Annotated in this window: 13 protein-coding genes; 1 reads left to right on the top strand and 12 read right to left on the bottom strand. The window is 73.5% G+C overall.

The window, feature by feature from the left end; all coding sequences use genetic code 11:
• Window positions 1–4 precede the first annotated feature (4 nt).
• Window positions 5–937 carry a glycosyltransferase family 2 protein gene (locus tag ACLBX8_RS22475; RefSeq protein ID WP_091979562.1) on the top strand — a complete coding sequence of 311 codons (933 nt, stop codon included), beginning with the start codon at window positions 5–7 and terminating at the stop codon, window positions 935–937.
• Here ACLBX8_RS22475 and ACLBX8_RS22470 read toward each other — a convergent pair.
• The 12 genes from ACLBX8_RS22470 to ACLBX8_RS22415 all read right to left on the bottom strand — a co-directional run bounded on the left by ACLBX8_RS22470 (window position 934) and on the right by ACLBX8_RS22415 (window position 13,261).
• Entirely contained in the window at window positions 934–1,755 is an 822-nt protein-coding gene (locus ACLBX8_RS22470) for a heme ABC transporter ATP-binding protein (RefSeq protein WP_447699947.1), read from the bottom strand. The two genes, ACLBX8_RS22475 and ACLBX8_RS22470, sit on opposite strands and share 4 nt — an antisense overlap.
• A gap of 12 nt (window positions 1,756–1,767) precedes the next feature.
• Window positions 1,768–2,811, bottom strand: a complete 1,044-nt coding sequence (locus tag ACLBX8_RS22465; protein ID WP_447699946.1) for a FecCD family ABC transporter permease — start codon at window positions 2,809–2,811, stop codon at window positions 1,768–1,770.
• A gap of 24 nt (window positions 2,812–2,835) precedes the next feature.
• Complete coding sequence (locus ACLBX8_RS22460) at window positions 2,836–3,714, bottom strand: heme/hemin ABC transporter substrate-binding protein (protein ID WP_447692773.1); 879 nt, start codon at window positions 3,712–3,714, stop codon at window positions 2,836–2,838.
• Window positions 3,711–3,983 carry a hypothetical protein gene (locus ACLBX8_RS22455; RefSeq protein ID WP_447699945.1) on the bottom strand — a complete coding sequence of 91 codons (273 nt, stop codon included), beginning with the start codon at window positions 3,981–3,983 and terminating at the stop codon, window positions 3,711–3,713. Before ACLBX8_RS22455 ends, ACLBX8_RS22460 begins: the two co-directional genes overlap by 4 nt.
• 366 nt (window positions 3,984–4,349) lie before the next feature.
• Window positions 4,350–5,480, bottom strand: a complete 1,131-nt coding sequence (locus tag ACLBX8_RS22450; protein ID WP_020091212.1) for an L-talarate/galactarate dehydratase — start codon at window positions 5,478–5,480, stop codon at window positions 4,350–4,352.
• A 198-nt stretch (window positions 5,481–5,678) separates the two neighbouring features.
• Entirely contained in the window at window positions 5,679–7,487 is a 1,809-nt protein-coding gene (locus ACLBX8_RS22445) for a SpoIIE family protein phosphatase (RefSeq protein WP_447699944.1), read from the bottom strand.
• Between the two features lie 54 nt (window positions 7,488–7,541).
• Window positions 7,542–8,387 (bottom strand): GGDEF domain-containing protein, encoded by an 846-nt coding sequence (locus ACLBX8_RS22440; RefSeq protein WP_447699943.1) that lies wholly within the window; start codon window positions 8,385–8,387, stop codon window positions 7,542–7,544.
• Window positions 8,384–8,773 carry a DUF1987 domain-containing protein gene (locus ACLBX8_RS22435; RefSeq protein WP_012321503.1) on the bottom strand — a complete coding sequence of 130 codons (390 nt, stop codon included), beginning with the start codon at window positions 8,771–8,773 and terminating at the stop codon, window positions 8,384–8,386. Before ACLBX8_RS22435 ends, ACLBX8_RS22440 begins: the two co-directional genes overlap by 4 nt.
• 13 nt (window positions 8,774–8,786) lie before the next feature.
• Complete coding sequence (locus ACLBX8_RS22430) at window positions 8,787–9,341, bottom strand: SiaB family protein kinase (protein ID WP_020091215.1); 555 nt, start codon at window positions 9,339–9,341, stop codon at window positions 8,787–8,789.
• A gap of 200 nt (window positions 9,342–9,541) precedes the next feature.
• Window positions 9,542–11,401 carry an ABC transporter ATP-binding protein gene (locus ACLBX8_RS22425; RefSeq protein ID WP_447715763.1) on the bottom strand — a complete coding sequence of 620 codons (1,860 nt, stop codon included), beginning with the start codon at window positions 11,399–11,401 and terminating at the stop codon, window positions 9,542–9,544.
• Window positions 11,402–11,403: 2 nt separating this feature from the next.
• Window positions 11,404–12,336 (bottom strand): ABC transporter permease, encoded by a 933-nt coding sequence (locus ACLBX8_RS22420; protein WP_091979577.1) that lies wholly within the window; start codon window positions 12,334–12,336, stop codon window positions 11,404–11,406.
• Window positions 12,302–13,261 (bottom strand): ABC transporter permease, encoded by a 960-nt coding sequence (locus ACLBX8_RS22415; RefSeq protein WP_447699941.1) that lies wholly within the window; start codon window positions 13,259–13,261, stop codon window positions 12,302–12,304. The genes ACLBX8_RS22420 and ACLBX8_RS22415 overlap by 35 nt, the downstream gene beginning before the upstream one ends.
• Between the last annotated feature and the right edge of the window lie 13 nt (window positions 13,262–13,274).

Here is a 13,274-nt window from a genome sequence, read left to right as displayed (position 1 = left end):
GACGATGCGCCTGTGCATCTGCATCTGCACCTGCGAGCGGCCCGTGGGGCTGGCGCGCCTGCTCAAGGCCCTGGACCAGCAGCGGCTCGGCAGCCTCGCCGAGACCGCCCTGCGCATCCTGATCATCGACAACGGACGCAGCCGCGCCGCCGTCCCGGTGGTGGAGGCCTACCGGGCGACCGGCCGCTTCCCCGTCACCTATGCCCGGGAGGAGACCCGCGGCCTCGCCGCGGTCCGCAACCGCAGCCTCGCGGAGGCCTCCGCGGCCGGCGCGGATTGGGTCGCTCTGATCGACGACGACGAGTTTCCCGACCGCGACTGGCTTCACAACCTGCTCGAGACCGCCCTCGCCGCGGGCGTCGCGGCCTGCGTCGGGCCGGTCGTGCCGTTCTTCGACCGGGTTCCGCCCGCCTGGGCGGCCGCCGGGGGCTTCTTCGCCAAGCGCCTGCCGGTCCGCGACGGCTACGTGGAGGACGGCTACACCGCCAACGCGCTCCTGGACCTGCGGGTGATCCGGGCGCTGGGCCTGTCCTTCGACATGCGCTTCAACACGATGGGCGGCGAGGACACGTTCTTCTTCCGGGCCCTGATGCTCGCCGGGCACCGGATCGCCTGGGCCGAGACGGCCGTGGTCTACGACAGCATCCCGACGCACCGGATGCGGGTGCGCTGGCTGCTGGCGCGCTGGTACCGCAGCGGCAGCGTCGAGGCCTATCTCGGCCGGCTCCGCCCGGAAACGGTGGGCGGCCGTCTCGCCAACGCGGGCCGCGGCTTCGTGCGCCTCGGCGGCGGCCTTCTGCGGCTCGGGATCGCCGGCCTGTCCCTCAGGCCGGCGACCCTGATCGGCGGCGGCTACACGCTGTGCCGCGGGGCCGGGCTGCTCGCGGCCGTGATCGGCGTGAGCTACCGGGAATACCACCCGTCGCGCTATCGCTAGCCGCGCCGACCGGGCGCGTTCCGGTGCGGTAGCAGGAAGGGCTGGCCGCCCGGCGGCACCCGCCCGACCGGCCAGCGGACGCCGAAGACCCCGGCGATGAGGTCGTCGGTCAGGACCTCGGCCGGCCGCCCGCCGGCGACCAGCCGGCCCCCGTCCAGCACCAGCAGCCGGTCGGCGTAGGCGGCCGCGAGGTTGAGGTCGTGGAGGATCGCCACCACGGCGACGCCGGTCGCCGCCAGCCCGGCAGCGGCGTCGAGCAGCGCGCCCTGGTGCCGGAGGTCGAGGCTCGCGGTCGGCTCGTCCAGGAACAGCACCTGCCGGTCCGCCACCGTGCGGCCGGCCTCCAGCTGGCAGAGCACGCGGGCGAATTGCACCCGCGCCTGCTCCCCGCCCGAGAGGGTCGGGTAGGCCCGGTCGGCGAGATGCGCCACGTCGGCCCGCGCGAGGGCCCGGGCCAGGATCGCCGCCCGGTCGCGGGCCCCGAGGCCCCGGCCGATGCCGTCGAGGCCGATCCGGGCGACCTCGGCCGCCGCGAACGGGAAGGCGAGGCGCGCCGCCTGCGGCAGCACCGCCCGCGTCGCGGCGAGGCGCCAGGGCGGGATCGTCGCCACGGGCGCACCCTCATAGGCGACGCTGCCCCGGGTCGGGCGCAGGGCGCCGCTGAGCAGGCGGACGAGGGTCGACTTGCCGGCCCCGTTGGGGCCGACGATCACCTGCAGGGTGCCGCCCGCCACCGCCAGGGATACGTCGCGCACGAGGTCGCGCCCCGCCACCGTGACGGTCAGGTCGCGCGCCGTGAGCAGGGCCGGATCAGACATTGTCAGACATCGTCAGATATCGTCCGGTCGCACCCGGCCGAGAAGCAGCCACAGGAAGACCGGCGCGCCGACCAGCGCGGTGACGATCCCGATCGGCAGCTCGGCGGGCGCGGCGACGCGGCGCGCCACCACGTCGGCGAGGACCAGGAAGGCGCCGCCGAGGAGCGCCGAGGCCGGCAGCAGCAGCCGGTGCCCCGGGCCGATCAGCAGCCGCAGGGCGTGCGGCACCACGAGGCCGACGAAGCCGATCACCCCCGCCGCCGCCACGCTGGCGCCGACCGCGACCGCCACCAGCACGATGCAGGCGCGCTTCAGCCGCTCCACCGGGACGCCGAGATGGAACGCCTCGGCCTCGCCGAGGACGAGGGCGTTCAGGCCGCGGCCGAGGAGCGGGACCGCGGCCAGCACCGGCAGGATCAGCGGCGCCGAGGCCGCGACCTTGGACCAGGTGGCGCCGCCGAGGCTGCCCAGGGACCAGAAGGCGAGATCGCGCAGTTGCCGGTCGTCGCTGACGAAGGTCAGCAGGCCGGTCAGCGCGCCGCTCAGCGCCCCCAGCGCGATCCCCGCGAGCAGCATCGTCGCCACCGCGGTGCGCCCGGACCGGGTGGCGAGGGCGTAGAGGATGAGGGTCGCGCACAGGCCGCCGAGGAAGGCTCCGGCCGGCAGCGCGGCGTAGGGCAGCGGCCCGGGAAGCCCCAGCCCGGCGAGGATCCGGTCGCCCAGGACGATGATCACCGCGGCCGCGAGCCCCGCCCCCGACGAGACCCCGACCAGCGCCGGATCGGCCAGGGGGTTGCGGAACAGCCCCTGCATCAGCGCCCCCGAGACCGCCAGCCCGGCCCCGACCAGCAGCCCCAGCAGGGTGCGGGGCAGGCGGATCGAGAGGATCACCAGCCCGTCGCGGGCGCGGGCCGGATCGCTCCCCTCCCCGATCAGGACCGCGAGGACCCGGTCCGGCGGGATGGGGATCGCCCCGAGGCTCACCGAGAGCAGGGCGGCGGCGAGCACCACGGCCGCCAGGACACCCAGCACCCAGGGCGCCGCGCGGCGGCTCACGCGCCCCGCCCGCCGCCGCGCGGCTCAGTCACGCGGCAGGTCCGGGTAGAGCGCCCGCATCAGGTCGGTGGCGGCCTCGGGCGTGCGCGGCCCGAACCCGAGGAGGTAGAGGCCGTCCATGGCCACCAGCCGCCCCCGCGCCGCCGCCGGCGTCTGGCCGAGGGCCGTGCCGGGGGCGAAGATGCTCTCGGGCTTCGGCGGCTCGGGACCGTTCTGCATCATCACCACCGCGTCGGGGGCGGCGGCCACGATGGCCTCGTCGGTCATCGGCTTGAAGCCCTCCAGGCCCGCGGCCGCGTTGCCGATGCCCGCCAGGGCCAGGATGCCGTCCGCCGAGGAGCCGGTGCCGCCGACGACGGTCCGGCCGCCCTGGACCGACAGGACGACGAGGGCCCGGGCCGCCCGGGCGATCCGGGCGCGCCGGGTCGCGAGGTCGGCGAAGCGCGCGCGGACCTCGGTCTCGAGGGCCTCGGCCTCGCGCTCCAGGCCGGCGAGGCGCCCGACCGTCTCGATCTTGTCCAGCACGCCCTCGGGATTCGGCGGCTCTGTCACCGTCTCGACGCGCAGCCCGGCCTCGCGCAGCTGCGCCAGGACGGCCGGCGGCCCGGCCCCCTCGGCGGCGATGATCAGGTCGGGCTGCTGCGCCAGAAGGCCCTCGGCCGAGAGCGCCCGCAGGTAGCCGACACTCGGCTTCTCGCGCAGCGCCTCGGGCGGGTAGAGGCTGGTCGTGTCGACCGCGACGATCCGGCCGCCGGCGCCGAGGCGGTAGAGGATCTCGGTGACGGCCCCGCCCAGGGCGGCGATGCGGGTGGCCGCCTGCGCGGCGGCGGCGCGCGGGGCGAGCGCCCCGGCCGCCGCGGCGGCCAGGAGCGCGCGGCGCGACAGAAGGCCGGGGGCGCTCATCGGGCCAGCATCGGCGCGGCGCCGGCGGTCAGCCGCAGGCGACAGGCGTGATCGCCGTGGCGGTTGACGATCTTGCCCGCCGCCTCGGAACGCGCGACCAGCCGCGTCGCGCCGGGCCCCGCGCGCGTGCCGCCCGGGACGCGGCGATGACCTTCTCCTTCGACACACGACATGGACCGGTCACTCCAGATCTGTTCTTTATAAATTTTCAAATGAGAGGATCGCGACGACAGAAACGCAGCGTATCGGCAATCGATCGCGGACGCCACCCCGCGAAAAATTCACGGTTTTACTTCGCTGACCGGCTTGAAAAAGCGGCCTATGTCATTTTCCAGGTCAGGATATCGTCGCGCGCGCACCGGCGGCCGATTCCGGGCGGCGGACACTGGTACAGGCGGCTTCGGTCCACGGCTCCGGTGGGCCGCCCGACGGCGTAATTGGGACGGAACGGGCCTTCGCTGTGCCCGCTCGGGCGGAGCGCGGCACGACGAGGTCCGACCCTCGTCCTGAGGTGACGCGTCGCGGCCCCGGCGGAGAGCTCCTTCGAGGCGGCCGCCGCGCGACCGCACCGCGGGATGGGGGGAGGATCGGACGATCCGGGTCGGCGGGCCTCGGAGCGCCCCCTCCCCGTGCGCTCAGCCGAGGCTACCGAACCCGGCGGTCTCGCGCGTCCAGGCCAGCGCCTGCTCGCTCAGGGAGAGGCCGAGGCCCGGCCGGGTCGGCACGCGCATGCGGCCGTCCTCCAGCTCCAGCCGCTCGTTGAACAGCGGCTCCAGCCACTCGAAATGCTCGACCCAGGGCTCCCGCTGCAGCGCGGCGGCGAGGTGGATGTGGAGCTCCATCGAGAAGTGCGGCGCGATCGTCAGCCCGGCGAACTCGGCGAGCGCCGCCACCTTGAGGAAGGGCGTGATGCCGCCGACCCGCGGCGCGTCGGGCATCAGGAAGTCGGCGCCGCCCTGGCGGATGAAGTCCCAGTGCTCGGCGACGCTCGTCAGCATCTCGCCGGTGGCGACCGGCGTGTCGAGGGCGGCGGCCAGGGCCGCGTGCCCGGCGGCGTCCAGGCAGTCGAGGGGCTCCTCGATCCAGATCAGGTTGAAGCGCTCGAAGGTCCGGCCCATCCGCATCGCGGTCGGCCGATCCCATTGCTGGTTGGCGTCGACCATGAGCGGGAAGGCGTCGCCCAGATGCTCGCGCACCCGCGAGACCCGGCGGATATCCTCGGCCCAGTCCGGCTGGCCGACCTTCAGCTTGATGCCGCCGATGCCCTTCGCCCGGGCGCGGTCGGTGTTGACGAGCAGCTCCTCCAGCGGCGTGTGCAGGAAGCCGCCCGAGGTGTTGTAGCAGCGCACCGAGTCGCGCTGCGCCCCGAGGAGCTTGGCGAGCGACAGGCCGGCCCGCCGCGCCTTGAGATCCCACAGGGCCACGTCGAAGGCGCCGATCGCCTGGACGGCGAGGCCGCTGCGGCCGGCCGAGGCGCCGGCCCAGGCGAGCGTGTCCCAGGCCTTGGCGATGTCGCTCGGATCCGCCCCGAGCAGCGCCGGAGCGATCTCGCGGGCATGGGCGAACTGGCCCGGCCCGCCGGCGCGCTTGGAATAGCTGATCCCGAGGCCGCGATGGCCCTCCCGGCTCTCGACCTCGCAGAACAGGATCGCGATCTCGGTCATCGGCTTCTGGCGGCCGGTGAGCACCTTGGCGTCGCTGATCGGGGTCCTCAGCGGCAGGGCGACGGACCGCAGGCGGATCCCGGTGACGGCGTCCTCAGCCATGGCTTCCTCCAGGTCTTGTCCGCGGGGGCGCGCTGGAAGCCCCGGAGGCGGTTCTTGGCGGTGCCTCTCGGCGGCGACCGCGACGGCTCTCCCGGGGCCGGGCCCAGGAGTGGCGCAGGCCGGACGGCCTGTCCAACGTCATTGTTGGATCGATCGATGCGCACCTGGCATCGATGGCCCCGAGGGGGACGGCCGGTCTCAGCCGGCGACGGTCGCCGGAGGAAGCCGGAACGCCACCAGGGTCATGTCGTCCCGCCGGGCCTCGGTCCCGCGATAGGCGTCGAGATCGGCCTCGAGGGCCACGGTCTGGGCGGCGAGGGGCAGGTCGGCGTGGCGCAGGAGGCTGTCGGCCACGCCGCGCCGGCCGAGGAGCCGCGGCGCCCGGTCGGGCGCCGCGCGGCCCATCTGGTCGATGATGCCGTCCGTCATCAGGTAGAAGGTGGCGCCCGCCACCGGAACGGCGATGTCCGCGACGACGTCCTCCGGCTGCCCGTCACGGGCGGGGCGCGGGTAGCCGAGCCCCCGGCGGCCGCCGCGGACGCGCTCGGCCACGCCGTCCCGGACCACCGTGAGCGACAGGCCGGCGCCGGCGAAGTGCAGCGTCCCGGCCGCGCGGTCCCAGACGCACAGGCCGCAATCGAGCCCGTCATCCGATTCGGCGCCGCGGCCGTCCTGGCGGAGCTGCGTGCGGACCATCGCGTCGAGCCCGGCCAGGATCGCCGCCGGCGCGCGCAGGCCGCGCTCGTGCAGCAGCCGGTCGAGGGCGGTCGCGACGATCAGGGTCAGGAACGCGCCGGGCACGCCGTGGCCGGTGCAGTCGGCCACCGCGATCACGCAGAGGCCGTCGATCTCCTCCAGCCAGAAATAGTCGCCGCCGACGACGTGGAGCGGCTCCCACAGCACCGCGACCTCGACCCCCGCGCCCGCCAGGGCGTTGCGGTCCGGCAGCACCGAATCCTGGATGCGCCGAGCGTAGCCGATGCTCTCGACCACCTGGCGGTTGGCGCGCTCCAGCCTGTCGTGGGCCTGCTCCAGCTCGACGAGGAGCTGCTTGGCGGCGTCGCCGCTCCGCAGGCCCTCGACCATGCGGTTGAAGGCCTGGCTGATGACGTCGATCTCATTGCTCGGCCGGTAGGCGCCCCCGAGCTCCACGGTCGTCCAGCGCTTGTGCTCGATCTCCCGCATGGCGAGCAGCAGCCGCATCAGCGGCGCCATGACGTGGCGGCGCACGGTGGCGTGCAGGGTGATCACGAAGGCGATCATCAGCCCGACGCTGGCGCCGAGGGCGAGCATCACCTGCCACGCCGCGTTGTCCCGCAGCGCCTTGGTGGAGACCGTGACGGTCAGGCTGCCCGCCGGGCCGGCGCGGCCGGGCACCGACAGGTCGGCCTGGGCCGAGAGGGTGGACCAGCCCCGCGCGGGGGGCGCCGCGCCCGCCGTCCCGACGACGTGGCCCGCGGCGTCGCGCAGGACGGCGTGGGCGAAATCGGGCTCGGCGGCCAGGGCCTTGAGCGGGCCGTCGTAGGCGTCCGGGTCGCGCGCCCAGTCGGGCCGCGCGATCGCCGCGGCGGTGAGCCGGGCGAGGAGATGCGCCCGGTCGCCGTACAGCCGGAGCTGGTCGGTGTAGGTCACCCAGGCGATCCCGAGCTGGGTCAGCAGCAGGAGGGCGCCGATCACCGGGTAGATGCGCAGGAACAGGGTGTGGGACAGGCTGTCGAGGTCGCGGCCTCGGGCCGCCCCGCGCAGGGCGCCGGGCTTCATCAGCTCGTCCGCGGGCGCGCCCGCGGCCAGCACGTCGGCGAAGCCGCGCTTCGACAGGGGATCGCCCCGGCGGATCGGGCCGGCCCCGCGCAGGCCGCCCGCGCGCCCGGCGCCGCCGGCGGCCGGGACCGGATCGATGTCGGCGAAGCCGAGCCGCGCCAGGGCATCCCCGGTCCGGAGCGGTCGCGCGCCGCGGATCCCCCCGGCGGGACGCGGGCTGTCCAGGGCCGTGTCAGGTCCGCTCACGCGACGTCACTCCGTGTCACAGCGGTTCCGCTCCGAGGCCGGGCGCGCGGCGCCTCAGGTCAGGGACGCGCCCGGTTCGGCCGCGCAGCGCACGCAGTCGCGGCCGGCATGCTTGGCGGCGTAGAGCGCCGCGTCGGCCCGCCGGAGGGTCGCCGACATCGACTCGCTCGGGCCGAACGCCGCGAGGCCGATGCTCACCGAGATCGGCAGCGGCCCGTGCTCCAGGCGCACCGGCCGCTGCGCCACCGCGCGACGAAGCGCCTCGGCGATGACTTGCGCCTCGGCCATCACAGTGCCGGTGACGAGGATGGCGAATTCCTCACCACCCATGCGGCCGATCACGTCGACCGCGCGCAGGTTGTCGCGGCAGGTCTCGACGAAGGCCTTGAGGACCGTGTCGCCCGCGCTGTGGCCGTAGCGGTCGTTGATCAGCTTGAAGCGGTCGAGGTCGAGCATCAGCACGCTGGAGGGCGTGTCGCCCGACTGGGTCCGGGCCCAGACCTCCTCGCAGATCTGCAGGAAGCGGCGGCGCGACAGGGCGTCGGTGAGGTGGTCGGTGTCGGCGAGGCGGCGGAGCTCGGCCTCGAGGCGCGACCGGTGCTCGATCTCCGCCGAGAGGGCGTCGTTGAGGTGGCGCAGGGCGCGCTGCTGCTCGGCCATCCGCTGGTTGGCGCGGTGCAGGTCGAGCTGCATCCGGTCGCTCAGCCGCACCAGCCGGCGCTGCTCGTGGTAGCTGCGCCGGTAGGCGCCGGCGAGCTCCCGCACCCCGTCGCCGACCTCGGCGAGGCGGGCCAGCATCACCTCGGATCGGCCGAGAACGGCCTCCTCGGTGTCGAACAGGCTGAAGGCGTCCGCCGGCTCGGACAGGAGATCGTGGGCCGGCGCCCGGTGCGCGCTCACGCGGGGACGCTCGCGATCATCTCGAACCGGGCATGCGCGAAGTCGGCCGCGAAATCCTCGCCGGCCTCCTGGATCACGTCGTCGTCGGCGCCGAACATCCAGCGGATCGTCACCGGGCGCCCCTCGGCGGCGGCGTCCTCCAGGGGCATGAACAGGTTCATCAGCGCCTTGGCGCTCGACGAGTTGAAGTAGGCGAGCGCGACGTCGAAGGTGATCGGGCTCGCCTCGGTCGCCGCGAGGTGGCCGCGCAGGGCCTGCAGCAGCGGGCCGAAGAACGCGGCGGCGTCCTCCGGGTAGGATTCGCCGCGCAGGACGAGCCGCCCCGACGCGAAGTCGAAATCGACCTCGGGCGAGCGCTCGGTCCGGGGCAGCGTGATGCGGTCCATGTCCGTGCGATCCTCAGATGAAGGCTTTGAGGCAGAACAGGCTGCGCTCCGCGCCCAGATCCTGGAAGTCGTACTCGACTGGGGCGCTCGACCGGCGGGCGATCTCGATCAGTCCGATGCTGCCGCCGAGGCTGCCCTCGTCCGGCGGCTGGCGCAGCTTCTCGCGGTAGACCTTCCTGAGCTCGTCGCTCGACAGGGTGGCGATCTCGTCGAGCCGCTCGCGCAGCCGCGGCACCTCGGTCCTGCCGACCTCGTTGCCGCAGACCACGAAGAACCGCCCCTCCTCGGTGCCGACGGCGATCATGCCGGCGCTGACCCGGGCGGGGCCCGGCGGCTCGGCGGGCGCGACCTTGTCGGCCGAGTAGCGGATCACGTTCTGGGCCTGCTCGACGAAGATCGAGAAGACGCGCTTGGCGACCGCGGCGTCGGTCTCCTCGTGCCGCATGCGCAGCTTCAGCACTTCCCCGAGCGAGAACAGGATGTTCTCCGAGAGATCTCCGCCGAACGACAGGATCACGCCGCTGCGCTTCGACGCCTCGTGGAAGGATCGGAAATCGCTCGCGCGCAAGGAAGCCTCTCGACCGCTTCATCGCGGCAACACACCGCGTGTGTAGGGCCGACATTAATGCGGAAATAATCAAAGATTTCTTACCGGTACTGATCGCTTTCTGAGCAACATTGCCCGTATTGCGAGCAGCGCCGCAAGCTTTACGCTGGATCCTGTCGCGGACCGCGCGGCATCGCGCGCGAGGGTCCGGGCCGCCGGCTTCAGGCGGCCGCGCCCTGGCGGGCGCCCGTGTCCCACTCGGTGCCCCAGTCCTGCACGACGTGGCCGGGCGCGACCTCCCGGTAGAGGCGCTCCGGCGGCACGTAGTCGGGGGTCCGGATCGGGCTGCGGATCTCGTCGTCCGGCAGCGCGTGCCGCTCGCCCCGCCGGCCCGGATCCGGCACGGGCACCGCGGCGAGCAGCTTCTTCGTGTAGGGGTGCCGCGGATCGCCGAAGATCGCGGCTCGGGGACCGATCTCCACGATCTCGCCGAGATACATCACCGCCACCCGGTGGCTGACCCGCTCGACCACCGCCATGTCGTGCGAGATGAACAGGTAGGCGAGGCCGAGCTCCGCCTGCAGGTCGAGCATCAGGTTCACGACCTGCGCCTTCACCGAGACGTCGAGCGCCGAGACCGCCTCGTCGGCGACGATCAGGCGGGGGTTCAGGGCGAGCGCGCGGGCGATGCAGATGCGCTGGCGCTGGCCGCCGGAGAACTCGTGCGGGAAGCGCGCGGCGGCCTCGGGCGGAAGCCCGACCCGGGTGAGCAGGTCCTCCGCCCGCCGCCGGGCCTCGCGGGGCGCGGAGAGGCGGTTGATCAGCAGCGGCTCCGCCACCGCCGCACCGACGCTCAGGCGCGGGTCGAGGCTGGCGAACGGGTCCTGGAAGATCATCTGCATGCGCTGGCGGCGGGCGCGGAGGGTGCCGGCATCGAGGCCCGTGATGTCCTCGCCGTCGAGCAGGACCGAGCCCGAGAGCGGCTCGACGAGGCGCAGGATCGAGCGCCCGGTGGTGGACTTGCCGCAGCCGGATTCGCCGACGAGCGCCAGGGTCTCGCCGGCCGCGAGGCTGAACGAGACCCGCTCCACCGCGTGGACGCGCCCAGTCACGCGGCCGAGCAGCCCGGAGCGGATGTCGAACCGGGTCGTCAGGTCGCGCACCTCCAGAACCGGGCGCTCGGCGGCCCTGACGGTGTCGGGGGTCTCGGGCGTCGGTGCCGCGAGGCCGGTCGCCCGGTCGACCACCGGGAACCGCATCGGGCGGGCCCGGCCCGCCATGGTCCCGAGGCGCGGGACCGCGGCCAGCAGCGCCCGCGTATAAGGCTCGGTGGGTTCGGAAAAAATGCGCGCGGTCGGGCCGGCCTCCACGGCGCGGCCCCGGTACATCACCACGGTGCGGTCGGCGATCTCGGCGACCACACCCATGTCGTGGGTGATGAACAGGACCGACATGCCCTCCTCGTCCTGCAGGCTCTTGATGAGGTCGAGGATCTGGGCCTGGATCGTGACGTCGAGCGCCGTGGTCGGCTCGTCGGCGATCAGGAGCTTCGGCCGGCAGGCGAGCGCCATGGCGATCATCACCCGCTGGCGCATGCCGCCGGAGAAGCGGTGCGGGTACTCGTGCAGGCGCGAGCGGGCGGCCGGGATCCGGACCTTGTCGAGGAGCCGGAGCGCCTCCGCCTCGGCGGCGGACCGCGACAGGCCCCGGTGCCGGATCAGCGCCTCGGCGATCTGGAAGCCGATGGTCAGGACCGGGTTCAGGGAGGTCATCGGCTCTTGGAAGATCATGGCGATGGAATCGCCGCGCACCCGCCGCATCTCGGCCTCGGGGGCGGCGAGCAGCTCGCGGCTCTCGAAGCGCACGCGCCCGCCGATACGGCTCGCGTCCCGCGGCAGGAGGCGCAGGATCGAGAGGGCGCTGACGCTCTTGCCCGAGCCGGATTCGCCGACGAGGGCCACGGTCTCGCGCGGGCCCACGTCGAACGAGACGCCGTGCACGACTTCGCGCCAGCGCCCGTTCGAGCGGAAGGAGACGGTGAGGTCTGAGACCGAGAGGATCGGGTCCACTGGATCCGCCATCGCTAAAGAACCCGTCGCGGGTCGAGGGCGTCGCGCAGGCCGTCGCCGATGAAGTTGATCGACAGCACGGTCAGGAAGATCGCGCCTCCCGGGAACAGCGCCCAGTGCGGGGCGACGTCGAGATGGTCCTTGGCGTCGAACAGGAGCCGCCCCCAGGTCGGGATGTCGGGCGGGAAGCCGAGCCCCAGGAAGGACAGGGTCGATTCCGCGATGATCGCGGACGAGACCTCGATCGAGGCCGCCACGATCACCGGCCCGAGCGCGTTCGGCAGGATGTGGCGGCGCACGAGGTGCCCGGTCGTCGCCCCCTGCGAGCGGGCCGCCTCCACGAACTCCTTCTCGCGCAGGGACAGGAACTGCGCCCGCACCAGCCGGGCCACCGGCATCCAGCGCAGGCCCCCGATCACCGCGACGATCATCAGGAACACGCCGCCCTGGCTGCCGAACACGGCCTTCAGGCTGTCGCGGAACAGGTAGATCACGAGGAGCAGCAGCGGCAGCTGCGGCAGCGACAGGAACAGGTCGGTCAGCCACATGAGCACCGGGTCGAGGAACCGGCGCGACATCCCGGCGAGCGCGCCGACCAGCACGCCGATCAGGCTCGCCACCGCCATGGCGGCGAAGCCGACCGCGAGCGAGATCCGCCCGCCGTAGATCATCCGGGCCAGCAGGTCCTGGCCGAGATCGTCGGTGCCGAACGGGTGGTCCCAGGACGGACCCTGGAGCTGGGCCGCGAAGTCGATGTCGTCGATGGCGACCGGCCAGAGCAGGCCGCCGAACACCACGCCGGCGACGAGCAGCGCCAGCACGCCGACGCTGGCGAGCGCCAGCCGGTGCCGCCGGAAGCGCCGCCACGTCTCCCGCCCCGGCGAGGCCGGCGCGCGGGCGAGGGCAGGCGCCTCATCGGAGGGCGATGCGAGGGTCGAGCCAGCCATAGAGCAGGTCCGCGACGAGGTTGAACAGGATGACGAGGCCGGCGAACACGAAGGTCACCGCCATCACCACCGGCGTGTCGTTGGCCAGCATCGCGTCGATCAGCAGCGAGCCGATGCCGGGGATCCGGAAGATCTGCTCGGTGACGATGGCGCCGCCGAACACCGCCGGGATCTGGAGGGCGACGAGCGTCACCACCGGGATCAGGGCGTTGCGGGCGATGTGCCGGCGGGTCACCGTGCCCTCGGTCAGGCCCTTGGCCCGGGCCGTGGTGACGTAGTCGAGGCGGGCGACGTCCAGCGCCGAGGCGCGCACGTAGCGGGTGTAGGAGGCGGCCTGGAAGAAGCCCAGCACCGCCACCGGCATGATCGCCTGCCGGACATTCGCCCAGAGCCAAGGCAGGCCGGAGCCCGGCAGGTCGGCCTGATAGACGAAGGGCAGCCAGCCGAGCTTGATCGAGAACAGCAGGATGAACAGCAGGCCGGTGAAGAAAGTCGGCAGCGAGAAGCCCACGAAGGCCAGCGTGTTGGCGACCTGGTCGGCAAGCGAGTAGGGCCGGCGCGCCGCGTAGAGGCCCACCGGTACGGCGATCAGCAGCGCCAGGATCTGCGAGGAGCCGACCACGAACAGGGTCGTGGGCAGCCGCTGCAGGATCAGGGTGTCGACGTTCACCCGGCTGGCGAAGGAGAAGCCCCAATCCCCCTGCAGCATGGCGGTGAGCCAGTGCAGGTAGCGGGTGAGGATCGGGTCATCGAGGCCGAACTTGACGCGCAGAGCCGCCCGCACCTCCGGCGGCACGTTCGGGTTGCTGGCGAGTTCGCCGAACGGGTCGCCCGGCGCGAGCGCCAGGACGGTGAACAGGATCAGGCTGATGCCGAGGAGGCTCGGAATCGCGATCAGGAGGCGTCGCAGGATGTAGGCGCCCATGGCGCGACGCTCC

This window comes from Methylobacterium sp. D48H (genome assembly GCF_053345715.1).
Note: the sequence above shows the minus strand (reverse complement) of the source record. Positions and strands in the feature narration are given on the sequence as shown.